Consider the following 15,757-nt stretch of genomic DNA (forward strand, 5'->3'; position numbering starts at 1 on the left):
TTTTTATTTGCTATTTAAAAAGCGAGGGATATAATGCAGAAATGGCAGAAATGGAAATGGTAGAAATATTAAAACACATTATAGCTTCAAAAAATGTAATCAGTGTATTTCAGCCAATCGTATCACTGACCACAGGAAATGTGATCGGCTATGAAGCTCTCAGCCGCGGGCCGAAAAACACTCCATTAGAAAAACCCGAAAAAATGTTTGAAGTAGCAAAGCAAAACAACATGTTGTGGGAACTGGAAATGCTGTGCAGGTCAAAGGCCTTAGAGAAATCCTGTAGCAACTCTACTGCTAGAATCATATTTCTAAACGTGGATCCTCACGTAATAAACGACGAAAACTTTGTCAGCGGCTTCGCAAGGGAATTCCTGGCCAAGTACAAGATTGATCCCTCATCCATAATATTTGAAATAACCGAAAAAACCGCTATAGAAGATTATAAATCTTTCAAAAATATCCTGAAATATTACGTCGAGCAAGGGTATAAAATAGCTATAGACGACACCGGGGCAGGATATTCGGGTCTTAAAACCATTGTGGAAACAAATCCCCAGTATATAAAGGTAGATATGTCACTGGTGAGGGATATAGACAAGGACCAGCTTAAACAAAATCTTATGAAGACCTTTTATCAATTTTCCATAAACACCAACTGCAGGATTATCGCAGAGGGAATCGAAACCCATAGTGAGCTGGACGTACTCATAGACATAGGTATACAGTACGGACAGGGTTACCTGTTGCAAAAACCCGCTGAAGATTTCGTTGACATTCGGCCTGAGGCAAAAGAGTACATAATAGAAAGAAATAAGGTCAAAAGGCAATTTAGGCTTTTTAAACCCCATTATATGCCCATTGAAAATATCTCCAGAAAGGATCTCCCCGTAAAAAAGGATTTATTGGCTTATGAACTGGAGAAAATATTTGAAAACAGCCGTGCATTACAGGGCGTCTGTGTGGTTAACGAACAATTTGAACCGATAGGGCTCATAATGAAAAAGGACTTCTACAGCTATATGGCTCGCCCGTACGGCAGAGACGTCTTTGGCCACAGGCCTATATCCCGTCTCATGAACCAACAACCCCTCATCGTAGACAGCAATACCCCTATTGATGAGGTATCGAGGATGGCCATGAGCAGAGACGATGAACACCTCTACGATTACATCATCATCTCCAAAGGCGGAAAGTACTTCGGCATAACCACGGTAAAAGACCTTCTGGAAAAAACCACAGAAATAGAAATAAATGTGGCTAAATACTCCAATCCTCTAACAGGTCTACCAGGCAATGTGATAATAGACAATAACCTCAAGGAATTATTAAATGAGGCAGGGCCTTTTTCCCTCATCTATATCGACATCAATAACTTCAAGGCATACAACGATACGTACGGCTTCGAAAACGGTGATAAAGTGATTTTGTATACTGCAGATATCCTCAAATCGACTTTAAATAAATACCACAAGAATGGTTTCCTGGGCCATATAGGCGGCGACGACTTCGTCATAATCGCGTACGACCACGATGTGGAAAACATGTGCCAAGAGATAATAGAGCTGTTTGACAAGAACATAAGAGGGTTTTACAATGAACAGGACGCAAAAAACGGGTTTATAGTGGCCAAAAGCCGATACGGCAAGGTGGAGAGAATACCTATTATGGGCATAGCGGTAGCAGCCATAACTAATAAACATAAAAACTATGCCAATGTATACGAACTAAGCGAAAGCGCCAGCAGAGTTAAAAAACTCTGCAAGCAATACGTAAAAAGCCACTATATCATCGATTAACTGTTTTTATTTTTGTTTTTTCTCTTCTCTAAATCGTTGATAAAAAGCGGTAAAAATGAAATAACCGCGTATATTATGCCTATTGAAATGAGAAACAAAAGGCTTATCTTTGAAAAAATAACCTGCATTAAACCCTCACCACCTTCTTCACTAATCAATATATGTGGCAGAGGGCACAAAATGAACAGCACCCCATGGTGCTGTTCATTTTACCTCAGAATACAATCTTTTTTCCGCTTTTGCCTGAATCGTATATAGCACATACCATCGCCTGGGTTTTTCTCGCTTCTTTACCGTCTATCTCAGGCTTTTCACCCTTCTCAAGGGCCTCGTAGTACTTCCTTATCTGCTTAGCGTGGCTTACACCCCAATAGGACTTTACATCGCCGTAGTTAAAGGTTTCATTGGGATTTCTGTCTGCTGAATACTCTCTGCCGTCATTGAATTTTATAACAGCTTTATCAGCGATCATCTTGGCAACGCCTTTTTCACAGTAAAGTTCTATCTCCACAGGAGCATCATATCCGTAGTAATTAACCGCCCAAAAACCTGTTACAACACCATTTTTGTATTTTATAACCCCTTCCGCGGAATCCTCCACTTCAATGATATCATGAGCCCTATTGGATATCGTAGCGTCCACATAGTCGATATCGTCCCCCACAAACCATCTCATAAGGTCAAGGGTGTGAATAGCCTGATCTATTATTACGCCACCCCCCTCTTTATCCCACGTTCCTTTCCAATCACTATGGCTGTAATATTCATCGGTGCGTTTCCACGTGACAATAGCCTTTCCGGCGACGATCTTCCCCAGTTCACCAGACTCCAGCGTCTTTTTAATTAACTGGGAACCAGGATTATATCGATTCTGGAATATAACGCCTAATGCCACGTTATTATCCTCACAGGCCTTTATCATGGCATCAGCATCTTCCAATTTTATAGACATAGGCTTTTCCGTCAGGACATTTACCCCTTTACTGGCAGCATATATACATATAGGAGGATGCATATAATGGGGCGTGCAGATGTGAATGACATCCAGTTTCTCTTTATCTATCATCTCTTTGTAATCCAAGTAATACCTGCAGCCTAATTCTTCAGCCTTTTTTTTAGCCCTGTCCTCTTTGATATCGCATACTGCCGCTATCTCCGCATTCTCCAATAACTTAACCGAATAGGCATGCATTGGGAATATATTTCCGCAACCTACAATACCAGCTCTGAATTTTTTCATTGAAAAACCTCCATTCCCTTTTATAGAGTTTACCTTTACTTATTCTACGCACGAACAAAAAATCCTCTTCTTTCTTACGAAAGTTGACTTTTTATTTTTACATCTGTATAATAAAAATACGAATTATAAGTATTCATATATGTTTAATTGGATTTTCTCCCCCCATAAGCATTTTTAAGGAGGTATGGTTATGTATTTGAGTTATGTAAGTTTAATTCTAGCTTTTATAAGTTTAGGCTTTTTGTTCTATTTAAAACGTAAAAAAGTCAATTTTGGCATCCGGGTATTTATCGGCTTAATCCTTGGTATAACCATAGGCTCTATCTTTAAAGAAAAAGCCCAAATAATTGAGCCTATCGGGAAAATATATATAGGATTAATCAAAATGGTCGTAATACCACTGGTAATGACCGCTATTATATCAAGCATTACGTCGCTTAAGAGCCCCGACCAGCTCAAGAGCATCGCAGTAAAATCTTTTGCATGGCTGCTATCTACAACCGCTATCGCTACAGCTATAGGAATCTTAGTAGCCCTTTCCCTTAATCTCGGTTCAGGCATGAAGTTTACCCCTGATACCAGCTTTAAAGCTCGTGAAATACCCACATTTTCTCAAGTTTTGTCGAACATGATCCCGTCCAACCCCGTCGCTTCCATGGCAGAAGGTAGTATCATTCCTATCGTGGTCTTCTCGCTCTTCATAGCCGTAGCAATCATAATAGAGAGAAAAAAGCACCCTGAAGAAGTAGAGCCCGCAGTAAACTTTATTATTTCCATGGAAAAAATTATGTTCAGAATTACCAAAATGGTGATTTCCCTTACACCTTATGGAGTTTTGGGATTAATAGCAGCCATTTCTGCAAAATACGGTCTGAAAACCACTATACCTCTTGCCAAAGTTATAGCAGCGGTGTACATTGCATGTGCAATACAACTTATCGTAGTTCACGGCGGACTAGTATCCTTTGTAGCAAAAGTAAATCCCTTGAGATTTTTCAAAAAGATATATCCTGCTCAAGTAGTAGCATTTACTACCCAGTCTAGCTATGGCACACTTCCCGTAACTATAAGATCACTAGTAGACAGGGTAAAAATCTCAGAAAAAATCGCCAGCTTTGTCGCTTCGCTAGGCTCTACAGTGGGAATGAATGCTTGCGGAGGGCTATATCCAGCTATAGTAGCGGTATTTGTAGCAAAAGTATTCAATATAGAACTTACTTTTAGCCATTATCTGTTTCTCATTGCCATGACCACAATCTCATCCATCGGCGTGGCAGGCGTCCCGGGTACCGCGTCTATTGTGACTACCGTCGTACTTGCAAGTTTGGGACTTCCTATTGAAGGGCTGGCCATGGTTCTGGGCATCGACGTAATACTGGATATGGTCAGAACCATGACCAATGTGACAGGTGCCTCAGTGGCAGCATTGCTAGTGGCTACTTCTGAAGGAGAATTTGACCGTGAAGCATTCTACAGAGATGACATAGATGAAATCGAGCTCAACACGGTGACAAAAACTATATAATAATTATTGAAATACAAAAAGCCCCCATATTACGTGGGGGCTTTTCACATTTTCCAAAAGCACGCGATCGCCCGCATTATCTCTTCTGTGACTTTTTCCAGGTTCTCAGGAGATTCCTTTATAGATTCGCTTAAAGTCATGGTACGGGGGTTTATATCAAAAAGAGCATCAATGCCGTAATCGTGCAGCACCTCATAACCTTCTCCCAACATGCCTCCTATGGCAAACACAGGCACACCGTGTCTCTTAGCATAAGACGCTACCCCTACCGGCGTCTTGCCGTGGGCAGTCTGACCGTCTATTTTGCCTTCCCCTGTTATCACCAGGTCAGCTCCTTTAAGTTGCTCATCCAGATTTACTGCATCACATACCAGCTTTATGCCAGGCTGCAAACAAGCCCCCAGAAACGCCACCAGTCCACCTCCTGCACCCCCTGCTGCTCCTGCGCCAGGCATGTTCATTATGTCAATACCCAGGTCTTTTTTAACGACATCGGCGAAATGAGCCAACGCTTCATCCAGCCTTATAACCATTTCCGGCGTGGCGCCCTTCTGAGGGCCGTAAACCGCAGATGCCCCTCGCGGGCCGCATAGGGGATTGTCTACATCGCAGGCCACCAGCACCTCCACATCATTTATCCTCTTATCCAGCTCGGACATGTCTATATGGTGCAGGTTTTTGAGGTTAATACCACCAAGATCTATAGCATTACCTTTTTCATCCATGAGCTTTACGCCCAGAGCCTGTGCAATACCAGCGCCCCCGTCATTGGTAGCACTGCCTCCAAGCCCTATTATGAGCTTTTTGATGCCATGATTTAAAGCGTCTCTTATAAGCTCACCAGTTCCGTAAGAGGTAGCTGTCTCTGGATTTAACCTATCTTCAGAAACCAGTGGCAGACCTGATGCCGCTGCTATTTCCACAACAGCAGTTTTTCCATCGCCTAGAATGCCGTAAAAACCCTTCACCTTATCCCTTTGCGGGCCCATTACATCCAAGGATATAATCTGCCCTCTGGTAGCTTTGACAAGGGCTTCCACAGTACCTTCTCCGCCATCAGCCATAGGCAAAATAACTACCTCTGCGTCTTTAAATACCCTTTTTATACCTTTTTCTACGTGATAAGCCACCTCATAAGCCGTCATATTGCCTTTAAATGAATCAGGTGCAACTACGATTTTCATCTTTAATAAACTCTCCACCTTTCAAAAAGGTCACAATAAACCAGCTGCCAGTTCGGCCAATTTCGAACGCTCACCTTTGACAAGCATAACATGACCTGCCAAAGGCTGTTCTTTAAAGGCTTCTACAACCTGGGTAAGGCCATTGCTGCTGGAATCCAGATATGGATTGTCAATCTGTTCAGGGTCACCTATAAGGACGATCTTGCTGCCTTCCCCTACCCTTGATATGATGGTCTTGACCTCGTGGCGCGTAAGGTTCTGCGCCTCATCAATGATTATAAACTGATGAGGGATGCTCCTTCCCCTTATATACGTCAACGCCTCTATTTCAATATTTTTAAGGCCCACGATGATGTCATCTATCTTCATGTTTTTCTTGCCGCTGAAAAGGTATTCCATATTATCGTATATAGGCTGCATCCACGGCCTTAATTTCTCATTTTTATCACCTGGCAAATAACCCAGATCTTTTCCCATGGGGACTACAGGCCTGGCCACCAACAATTTACTGTATACCCTTTCATCTTGGGTCTTCAAAAGCCCTGCCGCCAGTGCCAGAAGAGTCTTTCCAGTACCTGCTCTACCGGTAAGGGTTACGAGAAGCACATTGTCATTTAACAAAAGGTCCAGGGCCATTTTCTGCTGCGCGTTGCGAGGTGTAACTCCCCATACGCCCTCACCGGGCACGATAAGTGGCTTAAGAGAATCACTGGCTAAATCGTACCTGGCCACAGCTGACTTGCTTGATCCCAACTCATCTTTTAAAATCACATACTGATTAGGATAGAATTTCACACTGGAACCTAAATTAGAAGCCAGATCTTGTAATAAAATACCTCTTTCCATGTAGAATTCATCTATCACAGAAGGATAAACCTTTAACTCCATAAAACCCGTATATATATCGCTGTACTGCACGGTTTTATCAGAAAGGTAATCTTCCGCCGCCAGCCCAAAAGAATCAGCTTTCACCCTCAATATAACATCTTTGCTGACCAATACCACCGGCATGGGATTTTCTTTTTTAAGCTCTTCATCCCTTAGGTTCAAGGCCACAGCCAGTATCCTGTTATCATTGCTGGCATCAAAAAACACTTCTTTTAAGCAATCCATCGCTCTGTGATTTAATTCCACCTTTAACGTCCCACCGCCATCAAGAGACACTCCGTCGGATAGCTTGCCCCTCTTTCTCAGCTCGTCAAGTATACGCGCCACCTTTCTGGCGTTTCTCCCCACCTCATCGTTATCTCTCTTCTTTTCATCGATCTCCTCAATCACCACAGCAGGCAAAATAATGTCATTGTCTTGAAAATTAAACAGGCATTCAGGATCGTGCAACAACACGTTTGTATCCAGCACGTACTTTTTTTTCAAAGCTATGTCCCCCTTAAATGGCTTTTTACCATTATACCATATTTATATGAAGCCTGCTTAAAATTTTGTTAAATAACTTACCCTACCTCTACTATTTTCGCCCCTTCGGAGTTGGCAAAGAGCGGAATAACGTTCCACTTAATCTGCAGATCATCCACAGTCCTCTCTATGTTTTCTATAAAAGTGGTGTTATTTACATCATTGACTGCGATTATTGTAGGACCTGCCCCGCTTAAAAAGACCCCTCTAGCCCCATAATATCTGCACGCATCGAATATAACATCAAAATCAGGTATCAATGTCTTCCTGTAAGGTTGGTGCAGCCTGTCCTGAAGGGCAAAATTCAAGTTATCAATCTTTCCAGTCATTAACGATGAAATTAAAAAAGCCACCCTGCTCACGTTGAACACAGCATCTTTCTGAGTTATCATATCAGGCAAAACCGCTCTGGCTTTTTTGGTAGACAGCTTTATCTCGGGAATCAGGCCCACAAACATTATACTTTTTGGCACATCTATTTTTATAAAGTAAGTCTTTCCACCGTCCTGTATGGACACAGTCATACCGCCTACAAAAGCGGGAACCACATTGTCCGGATGCCCTTCTATCTCTACAGCCAGGTTAAGCATTTGCTCAAAGCTCAATACGTCTCCTAAAAGCTTGTTTGCCGCAATTACACCTCCCACTATGCACGAAGCGCTGCTACCCAGTCCTCTTTCCAAAGGTATGTCGCCGTAGACATTCACCTCTACTTGCGGCATGGCCCTTCCCACGCTATCAAACACCTTTTTTACCGTTTTGTACACCAGGTGATCTCTGTCTGCATTACCTCCCAATCTCACTTCTACGGTATTGTACAGGTTAAGAGCTAGACCAAGGCAGTCAAAGCCAGGTCCTATATTAGCCGTTGTAGCCGGAACTTTAACTTTTACAATCATTCCTCCACTCCCCTAACTTACTCCTGCGCTATGATATCCAGGTTTTCTACTCCTTCTATGCTATTTAAGTCATCAATAAAACCTTTTATTTCGCCTTTCAATTTGGATACGTCAATCGTTATTGTAACATTAGCCTTTTGATGAACCGGTATATTCTGATTAATCGTCAACACATTACCGCCATACGAAGCTATCCTGTTCAAGACATTGGAAAGCACTCCAGGTTTATGTTGCAATGTCATGGATAACGTCAGTATTCTAAAGCTATTGCCTTTAAAATATTTAAAGACACAATCCTTGTATTTGTAAAAAGCGCTTCGGCTTATACCTGTCTCTTTAACCGCTTCGTTTATAGTCTTAGCCTCTCCTGACTCCAGCATATCTTTGGCTCGAATGACCTTGGTGTATATCTCAGGTAGCACGCTGGCATCCACAATGTAGTATGTGGCATCTCTTTCCAACTGTACCTCCCCCTGTCTTTAAATAGTATACATATGTTTTTGCTATACGGATAAATAATAGCATAAAAAAAGAAAATGTTCAATAGAAATACGCCTGCACGATAGTGTCAACACTCTTCAGGAGGAGTGGATTGAAAACATCTTTCACGACCTAAAGATCCCTCTTACATCCATAAAAGGCTACGCTGAAATCCTGCTGGAGAATACCTACCATAAGACTTACGAAGAAAAAACCCGGTATTTGAAGATAATCAAGGAAAAAGCCGACTACATGAGAAAGCCAGCATGGCAAAGGAGCCACAATAACCATGGTATTTAAATTATAGGATATAATCATACATTCTGAAAAATTTTTGCGGGAGGGAATAGGATGAGCGAATTCATCGTTGAAACTCAAAGCCTCACTAAAAAATACGGGAATTTTACTGCCGTTGGACGGCATCGACCTCAAGGTGAGGAAAGGAGAAATTTACGGTTTCCTGGGCCCTAACGGCGCGGGCAAATCTACTACCATCAGGATGCTGCTGGGCTTATAAAGCCCACCCGGGGCGACGCCCGCCTTTTTGGCCTTTCTATAAGGCAAAAACCGATGGAAATACTGAAGAGGGTGTGAGCCATAGTTGAGTCCCCTTCCTGTTACGGAAACTTAACAGCGGCAGAAAACCTGGAGATTACAAGAAAAATTCTCGAGGCTGATAAAAAGGAGATTGACAGGGCGCTGGAAATAGTCAACCCATCCCAGTGGAAAAATAAAAAGGTGAAAAATTTTTCCCTGGGGATGAAGCAGCGATTGGCCATAGCTCAGGCTCTTCTCGGAAAACGAGAGCTTTTGATCCTGGATGAACCTACCAATGGCCTTGGCCCGGCAGGAATTCACGAAATCCGGCAGTTAATAAAAAACTTGCCCAGCATGTTGGGAGTCACGGTGTTGGTGTCCAGCCATATATTGAGCGAAGTGGAGCTGACGGCTACCAGCGTAGGCATCATATCCCGGGGGCGGCTGCTTTTTCAGGGAACCCTGGAAGAATTGAAAGCCAAAAGCAAACCCGAAATATGCATTGAGGTTTATCCACAGGATAAGGCTTTAAAATTTTTAGAAAATAAAGGCTTAAAAGTCAAAGTAAAAGAAAATCGGCTTTTCATAAAAAAGAATAGCCTCGATGTTGCTGCCGTAAATAGAGCGTTGGTAGTGGAAGGCTTTGATGTGACGCATCTTTCGGTGGTAGCAAAGAATCTGGAAGATATTTTCTTAGAGATCACCGGAGGTGATACGTTTTGAAGAAATTTTTTGACCTATTGTGGACCGACATTTTAAAGCAAAAACGAAGCCTCATGTGGCCGGCAGCTTCCTCGCACCACTTATTACAGAGGCGTTGCTATTTCTTGACCTTTACCTTCGCCGCGACTATATTCTCAATTAGGGCTCAAAAGAAGGTTTAAACGCCTGGCAAACACTGGTCTTAGAACATCACTTGAGCGCCTTGTGGTTTATGATGCTACCCATGACAATTACAGTAGTATCTGCCATAATATATCATACAGAGTATGTCTCAGGGGGATTGAGGTATACCCTGAGCCTTCCCGTTGGGAAAGTCAGGCTGTATTTATCCAAATGGTGTACCACTGCCGCCTTTGTCGGCTTGTTGCTACTCTGTGACACCCTTATGCTTGCCATTACAGGTATGGCATTCCACCTTCCCGGCGAGAATAACAGCCTGGCGCTGGAGGGAGGAATATTTTTTGCAGTTACCTTTTTACTGGTAGGACTCTTTTGCTTTTCAAAAAAAAGATGTGACTGGATAATGAGGTAAAAACATGAAAAAATATTCGTAAAACTTACAGTAGGGTGTATGATCTCCCTGTTGAATATTCTGGTTTTTTCATTAAGCCTGCCGGTGGCAGGAAAGATCATAGGTGCCCCTGGTAAAATACCTTATGACCTCATACTGGTAAAGCCCAGCATGGCGTATATAGCCTCGCTACCGGTCATGATAATCATCTTTCTTTTGAGCATAAATTTTTCCCAGATAGGAGTCCCTCTGGGTGTAGGCGTCGGGTTTGCTGTACCCTCTCTACTGGTAGCCAATACCAGGTACTGAATTTTCTATCCCTGGGCATACCCTATCATGGCGACATTGGGAGGAGATATGTTCAAAAAGACATATTTTCCCTACGTAGCAGGATTTTTGATTTTTGTAATATTGACTCTCGGAGGTTTACGCTGGTTTAAGAAAAAGGATGTACTTGATTGAATAGATAAAAAGTAAAGTTGCTTCGCAGCAACTTTACTCTACATCATATCCTACCTCTTCTATGGCGTTGATCATAGCTGATTCTGTTACTATATTCTCGTCGTAATCTACATCCACCGTCTTTTTGTCCAGATCTACCGTTACATCTTGAACGCCTTTAAGCTGTTTCAACGAGTTGGTAATAGCCATAACACAATGCTGACAGCTCATAGAAGGAACGCTAAACTGTTTTTTCATAACTTCACCCCCTACCCGGTATATGTATATTATACTATCGCCGTGCTCATCTGTCAAATTATCAATACTATGCCTTATCTTTCCCCCATCTTATCTCATTTATACCCATATACCGGACCTATAGTATTGAGCTCACCATTGACAGCACAATTCCCCCAGCGATTATAGAACCGATCTGGCCTGCCACATTGGCTCCTACAGATTGCATAAGGATAAAATTAGAAGGGTTCTCACTTTGAGCCATTTTCTGAATAATCCTGGCTGACATAGGAAATGCAGAAATGCCTGCCGCACCCACCATAGGATTGACCTTATTTTTAAGAAACAAGTTCAATATCTTGGCAAACACAACCCCTCCCGCTGTGTCAAATACAAAGGCGACAAGGCCCATTGCAAATATAAGAAGGGTTGTAGGAGACAAAAACCTGTCTGCAGTCATAGTGGAACCGACGGTAATACCCAAAAGCAATGTAACGAGGTTTGCTAGCTCGTCTTGTGCAGTTTTAGAAAGCCTATTCAAAACCCCGCACTCCTTTATTAAGTTACCAAACATCAATGATCCTACGAGAGAAACGCTCATGGGAGCCAGCAACCCTGCCACAAAGGTTACCACAATGGGAAACAATATTTTCATCTTTTTAGACACTTTAATCAAATGCAGGTCCATCCTTATTCTTCTTTCCTGTGGCGTCGTCAAAGCCCTTATTACAGGAGGCTGTATAATAGGAACCAGTGCCATGTAAGAATAAGCCGCCACTGAAACAGGGCCTAACAGGTGAGGCGCAAAGAGGTTTGTCACGTATATGGACGTAGGCCCATCCGCTGCTCCGATAATGCCTATGGAAGCCGCTTCTTTTAAATTAAAGCCCAATAGAGAAGCGAGAAACATGGTAAAAAATATGCCAAATTGAGCAGCTGCGCCAAAAAATATCATAAACGGCTGTTGAAGAAGCGGGGTAAAATCCACCATCGCTCCCACAGCTACAAATATAAGAAGGGGAAACAGCTCTGTTTTTATGCCGGCATTATAGAGAATCGTCAAAAAACCTTCTTTGCCAATAGCCGACGAAAAAGGTATGTTAGCCAATATAATGCCAAATCCTATAGGCAAAAGAAGCATCGGTTCATATTCCTTTTTAATAGCCAGATAAATAAGCACAGCGCCTATTAAAAACATAACAAAATTGCCCCAACCAAGGCTTAGCAGGCTACGAAAAAAACCTTCCATCTAAGTTCCTCCTCATATGATTCTAGCTTAAGATAAAAACCACATAATAAAAGCGAGACTTTTACAGTAAACCGGTACTGTAAAGGTCTCGCTCTCAGCCTCGCTGATAGCCAACCGGGATGATATCCGTGATGACGACTGGCTAGACCCTAAGGCGAGCTACTCCCCTTTACTCTCAATATTATAATATATTATACACGGCATCAATGCAACAGATTTTTGCCTTTCTCCCTCTTTTTGCTTTTAAACATAGCATCTACAATTATAGCAAAAGTACCTGAGGCGATAAACAAATCCCCTACGCTGAAAGCCTTAGGTAAAGGGTAGGGCTTTGGCAACATCATCACATCTGCCAGAAGTTTTAAGCGCGTGTCGCTATCCAAGACCTGATGAGTAGCCACTCGATTGGAAACCAGATCGGGTATCAAATTGTTCAAACCCGCAGCTCTCAGAGCATTCAAAGACACTGGCATCCTCCCACCGTTGGCAAAAATTACGATAAAGTTCAGGATTACACCTATGCTTATTAACCTCATGTACCTATTGTCCTTGTTATACCAAAGCCCTGCGAACAACATGGCATAATCAAAGAAATGTATGTACACCCTATAAGCCATAATTAAAGGAAACCTGGAAGCAAGGTAGAGCATCGCAAACTCCGACCCAAAGCCCAGCACGAAGAAAAGCGGTTTTTTAATAGTTATATCAGCTATTGCGTAAAAGTCGCCTCTCCTCAACAACCCGTAAATCAACGCTAGCCCCAGCGCATCAAAAATCATGGGTAAAGTCCTCCTTATGCTTTTCGTAAGCCTTCTTGAAGACCTCTATTATTTCAGGAGAAAATTGAGTGCCATTGCTGTTCAGGATTATATCGTAAGCTTCCTCACGGGTAAAAGCTTTGCGGTAAGGTCTGTTCGATACCAATGCGTCAAAGACATCCGCTATAGAGAGTATTTGAGACTCCAGCGGTATCTCATGTCCTTTCTTGCCATCAGGATAACCCGTGCCGTCAAACCGCTCGTGGTGATGCTTAATCCAAAGGCTTATATCCTTCAGGCCAGACACATCCTTTAAGATCTCATAGCCGTATTCCGAGTGATACTTTATGACCTCAAACTCCTCTGAAGTTAACTTCCCCGGCTTATTCAATATGCTCTCGGGAATGCCTATTTTGCCTACATCGTGCAAAAGAGCTGCTATCTGGACCCTTTCGGTGAGGTATTCACTAAAACCCAGTTCTCTGCACAAGAGGCTGGTTATCTTTTCCACGCTTTTAGAATGGCCTGCTGTATATTTATCCTTTGCTTCCAAAGCCTTTATCAAGACATTTATAGTCTCATAATAAGATTGCTTGGAATCCATATAAAGCTTAAACGTATACCTTATCATAAACAGAGGCACAAAGAAAAGCGCGAAGCTTATGTACCCATATTGCATAAAAGCTGAAGCCATGATAATGCCTAAAAAGATCAAAAATAGCATATCAATCTGGGTCCATTTAAAATCCTTTCTCCATACGTATAAAAAAGGTTTATTACTGAGTAATGTTACCAGATAGCTTATCATTAATGAATTTAACATGTAATAAATCAATGCGCCTATAAACGCTGGCACAATATATATGTATACTATCTGCTTTCCCGGTATACCACCCAGTAAAACATACGCAATACCACCAGCTCCTGTACTCAACGCTATTTGAGATATGTTAAAAAGGCTTTTGTAAAACGGCCTGTTGAATATGTGAGTTATCTTGTTGTGGTCTGTCTTGTCCAGCTTTAACACGTAACCCAACACCGCCACAAGAGCACCGCTATAAGGGCCTAAAAGCAAAACAGCCATTAAGTCTACAGCAAAGGCCACAGAAAGGGTAACCTGCTTGGATATGTATATAGGAGATGATTCCGCCAGAGCAGCTAATGCGCCAAATAAAACGATGTTTACAAGCTTTGTAATATCTACGTTAATCAACGAATACGCTATGAATAAAACACCGAACATTGATACCAAAAATATGTATACGCGGCTATTTCTGTTTAGCATCTTCATGCCTCCGTAAAGATTGCTACATCGATTATATCATGACAGGGACGTTTGCACAATAAAATTAAAAGCTATGCTTTTCCTAAAACGTAAACACACCTCCTTATTGGAATAAGGAGGTGTGTCATAAGAAATCAACCCCAATAGAAATTTGCGCCGCCCGCCAGTGCCAGGGCCGCCAGCACCAGGAGGACCTTTACCAATAACAACTTCTTCACGGTATTTCCCCCTTTCACTGCAGTAGTTTTCAAAATATGTAAATAATAGAGCTGCTACTCTTAGTATACCATATTGTAATTTTTTATGCAATTTGGTTTTGTCAACCTGAATTCGCTTTCAACGTTAGTAGCAACTCCGAAATTCTTCTTTAAAATCATCGCGATACTTTCATGTCAGAAATGGGGATATAACCTAATTGCTTTATCAATGGAGCAACTTCATCGCTTATCATATAGTCCAGAAATGCCTTTGCAGCACCTGTGGGTTCACCCTTTGTATACATATGCTCATATGACCATATGGGGTATTTACCTGACGTTATATTTTCCACAGTAGGCGCTACGCCGCCGATCTTTAAGGCTTTAACAGAATTATCCACGTAAGAAAGCGCTAGATAGCTTATGGCACCCGCTGTATCCGCTACAGCTTTTCTCACAGCACCTGATGAATCCTCTGTCAATGCAAGACCTTGTGTCTCTTCTTTACCGTCAAGGGCGTATTTTTTGAACGTAGCTCTGGTCCCTGAGCTAGCAGGCCTGTTTATAACGGTGATTTTTTGATCAGGTCCTCCTACATCTTTCCAGTTTTTTATCTTACCTGTAAATATGTCTATAAGCTGTTGCTTCGTGAGGTTGTCCACCGTAACCTTAGGATTCACTATGGTCGCAAAGCCTACCACGGCCACTTTATGGTCAACCAGCTGCTTCGCGGTAGCGGCATCCAACTTTTCTTCAGCAAATATATCAGAGTCTCCAATGTTGATACTGCCATCTGCTACCATAGAAAGACCGCTACCGCTTCCTCCTCCCTGAACAGTTATCTGGACGCTGGGATACTTGCTCATAAACTGGTTAGCTGCTTGCTCCACCAGCGGTTGCAATGCCGTAGAGCCAGCTATCGTCAATGTACCAGAGATATTGCTAGAACTGGAACCAGAACCTCCTTGTCTGCCATCGCTCGTCGAATTGCCCTGGCTTTTACACCCTGCAAACACAAAAATAACTGCCAACAGGATTGCCAATGTCGCAAGTAGTTTTTTGCTCGCTTTCATGCAAAACACCTCCGCAAAATTTATTCACAGGTAAATGATACAAGTTTATTGTTAACTCAATGTTATAAGAATATAAAATCAAAGTAAATTTTATATTAAATTTACGTTAAGTGTATTTTCAACACCAGTTTCAACATACCATGTCTACGATTACTCAACCGCTTTAGACTAACGAATGGAAAAATTCTTGTAAGTGATATATAATA

Annotated in this window: 16 protein-coding genes and 1 pseudogene; 7 read left to right on the forward strand and 10 right to left on the reverse strand. The window is 42.2% G+C overall.

Annotation, left to right across the window (positions count from 1 at the left end):
• Positions 1-41: 41 nt before the first annotated feature.
• Positions 42-1,799, forward strand: coding sequence for a GGDEF domain-containing protein (locus CALPO_RS0102890; RefSeq protein WP_026485988.1), 1,758 nt, complete (start codon positions 42-44; stop codon positions 1,797-1,799).
• A 214-nt stretch (positions 1,800-2,013) separates the two neighbouring features.
• Here CALPO_RS0102890 and CALPO_RS0102900 read toward each other — a convergent pair whose 3' ends face one another.
• The gene (locus CALPO_RS0102900) at positions 2,014-3,039 is read right to left on the reverse strand and encodes a Gfo/Idh/MocA family protein (RefSeq protein ID WP_026485989.1); all 1,026 of its coding nucleotides are present in this window, start codon (positions 3,037-3,039) and stop codon (positions 2,014-2,016) included.
• Between the two features lie 190 nt (positions 3,040-3,229).
• On the opposite strand from CALPO_RS0102900, the gene CALPO_RS0102905 reads away from it, so the two are divergent.
• Positions 3,230-4,564 carry a dicarboxylate/amino acid:cation symporter gene (locus tag CALPO_RS0102905; RefSeq protein ID WP_026485990.1) on the forward strand — a complete coding sequence of 445 codons (1,335 nt, stop codon included), beginning with the start codon at positions 3,230-3,232 and terminating at the stop codon, positions 4,562-4,564.
• A 44-nt stretch (positions 4,565-4,608) separates the two neighbouring features.
• On the opposite strand, the gene CALPO_RS0102910 is transcribed toward CALPO_RS0102905, so the two are convergent.
• The 4 genes from CALPO_RS0102910 to CALPO_RS0102925 form a co-directional block, all read right to left on the reverse strand.
• Positions 4,609-5,748: a glycerate kinase gene (locus CALPO_RS0102910; RefSeq protein WP_026485991.1), complete on the reverse strand. Its 1,140-nt coding sequence runs from the start codon at positions 5,746-5,748 to the stop codon at positions 4,609-4,611.
• A gap of 30 nt (positions 5,749-5,778) precedes the next feature.
• Positions 5,779-7,122: a PhoH family protein gene (locus CALPO_RS0102915; RefSeq protein WP_026485992.1), complete on the reverse strand. Its 1,344-nt coding sequence runs from the start codon at positions 7,120-7,122 to the stop codon at positions 5,779-5,781.
• A gap of 77 nt (positions 7,123-7,199) precedes the next feature.
• Positions 7,200-8,060, reverse strand: a complete 861-nt coding sequence (gene thrB, locus CALPO_RS0102920; protein ID WP_051585798.1) for a homoserine kinase — start codon at positions 8,058-8,060, stop codon at positions 7,200-7,202.
• Between the two features lie 17 nt (positions 8,061-8,077).
• A complete protein-coding gene (locus CALPO_RS0102925; RefSeq protein ID WP_026485994.1) occupies positions 8,078-8,521 on the reverse strand; it encodes an ACT domain-containing protein in 444 nt (147 codons plus the stop codon).
• Between the two features lie 130 nt (positions 8,522-8,651).
• Between CALPO_RS0102925 and CALPO_RS15200 the strand changes: the two genes are divergently transcribed.
• The 5 genes and pseudogenes from CALPO_RS15200 (at position 8,652) to CALPO_RS14115 (ending at position 10,620) form a co-directional block, all read left to right on the forward strand.
• Entirely contained in the window at positions 8,652-8,840 is a 189-nt protein-coding gene (locus CALPO_RS15200; protein ID WP_407638215.1) for a histidine kinase dimerization/phospho-acceptor domain-containing protein, read from the forward strand.
• A gap of 67 nt (positions 8,841-8,907) precedes the next feature.
• Positions 8,908-9,057, forward strand: coding sequence for an ATP-binding cassette domain-containing protein (locus CALPO_RS15005; protein WP_218915139.1), 150 nt, complete (start codon positions 8,908-8,910; stop codon positions 9,055-9,057).
• Positions 9,058-9,137: 80 nt separating this feature from the next.
• Positions 9,138-9,800, forward strand: a complete 663-nt coding sequence (locus CALPO_RS14810; RefSeq protein WP_281172737.1) for an ATP-binding cassette domain-containing protein — start codon at positions 9,138-9,140, stop codon at positions 9,798-9,800.
• Positions 9,801-9,972: 172 nt separating this feature from the next.
• Positions 9,973-10,332: pseudogene (locus tag CALPO_RS0102940) on the forward strand (ABC transporter permease); the annotation flags it as partial.
• Positions 10,333-10,383: 51 nt separating this feature from the next.
• Complete coding sequence (locus CALPO_RS14115; RefSeq protein ID WP_156940120.1) at positions 10,384-10,620, forward strand: ABC-2 family transporter permease; 237 nt, start codon at positions 10,384-10,386, stop codon at positions 10,618-10,620.
• Between the two features lie 186 nt (positions 10,621-10,806).
• On the opposite strand, the gene CALPO_RS0102955 is transcribed toward CALPO_RS14115, so the two are convergent.
• The 5 genes from CALPO_RS0102955 to CALPO_RS0102980 form a co-directional block, all read right to left on the reverse strand.
• Positions 10,807-11,010, reverse strand: coding sequence for a heavy-metal-associated domain-containing protein (locus CALPO_RS0102955; RefSeq protein WP_026485997.1), 204 nt, complete (start codon positions 11,008-11,010; stop codon positions 10,807-10,809).
• A 118-nt stretch (positions 11,011-11,128) separates the two neighbouring features.
• Positions 11,129-12,238 (reverse strand): sodium ion-translocating decarboxylase subunit beta, encoded by a 1,110-nt coding sequence (locus CALPO_RS0102960; protein ID WP_026485998.1) that lies wholly within the window; start codon positions 12,236-12,238, stop codon positions 11,129-11,131.
• 203 nt (positions 12,239-12,441) lie between these two features.
• Positions 12,442-13,017 carry a DUF5317 domain-containing protein gene (locus CALPO_RS0102965; protein WP_026485999.1) on the reverse strand — a complete coding sequence of 192 codons (576 nt, stop codon included), beginning with the start codon at positions 13,015-13,017 and terminating at the stop codon, positions 12,442-12,444.
• Entirely contained in the window at positions 13,007-14,281 is a 1,275-nt protein-coding gene (locus CALPO_RS0102970) for an HD-GYP domain-containing protein (protein WP_026486000.1), read from the reverse strand. Before CALPO_RS0102970 ends, CALPO_RS0102965 begins: the two co-directional genes overlap by 11 nt.
• Before the next feature lie 373 nt (positions 14,282-14,654).
• Positions 14,655-15,551: a phosphate ABC transporter substrate-binding protein gene (locus CALPO_RS0102980; protein WP_026486001.1), complete on the reverse strand. Its 897-nt coding sequence runs from the start codon at positions 15,549-15,551 to the stop codon at positions 14,655-14,657.
• Positions 15,552-15,757 lie beyond the last annotated feature (206 nt).

It is taken from the genome of Caldanaerobius polysaccharolyticus DSM 13641 (genome assembly GCF_000427425.1).
GTDB lineage: Bacteria > Bacillota > Thermoanaerobacteria > Thermoanaerobacterales > Caldanaerobiaceae > Caldanaerobius > Caldanaerobius polysaccharolyticus.

Excerpts from the sequence above, each read along its gene's own strand:
- CALPO_RS0102890 (WP_026485988.1), top strand. The coding sequence starts at position 42 with ATGGCAGAAATGGAAATGGTAGAAATATTAAAACACATTATAGCTTCA.
- CALPO_RS0102900 (WP_026485989.1), bottom strand. The coding sequence starts at position 3,039 with ATGAAAAAATTCAGAGCTGGTATTGTAGGTTGCGGAAATATATTCCCA.
- CALPO_RS0102905 (WP_026485990.1), top strand. The coding sequence starts at position 3,230 with ATGTATTTGAGTTATGTAAGTTTAATTCTAGCTTTTATAAGTTTAGGC.
- CALPO_RS0102910 (WP_026485991.1), bottom strand. The coding sequence starts at position 5,748 with ATGAAAATCGTAGTTGCACCTGATTCATTTAAAGGCAATATGACGGCT.
- thrB (WP_051585798.1), bottom strand. The coding sequence starts at position 8,060 with ATGATTGTAAAAGTTAAAGTTCCGGCTACAACGGCTAATATAGGACCT.
- CALPO_RS0102955 (WP_026485997.1), bottom strand. The coding sequence starts at position 11,010 with ATGAAAAAACAGTTTAGCGTTCCTTCTATGAGCTGTCAGCATTGTGTT.
- CALPO_RS0102960 (WP_026485998.1), bottom strand. The coding sequence starts at position 12,238 with ATGGAAGGTTTTTTTCGTAGCCTGCTAAGCCTTGGTTGGGGCAATTTT.
- CALPO_RS0102965 (WP_026485999.1), bottom strand. The coding sequence starts at position 13,017 with ATGATTTTTGATGCGCTGGGGCTAGCGTTGATTTACGGGTTGTTGAGG.
- CALPO_RS0102970 (WP_026486000.1), bottom strand. The coding sequence starts at position 14,281 with ATGCTAAACAGAAATAGCCGCGTATACATATTTTTGGTATCAATGTTC.
- CALPO_RS0102980 (WP_026486001.1), bottom strand. The coding sequence starts at position 15,551 with ATGAAAGCGAGCAAAAAACTACTTGCGACATTGGCAATCCTGTTGGCA.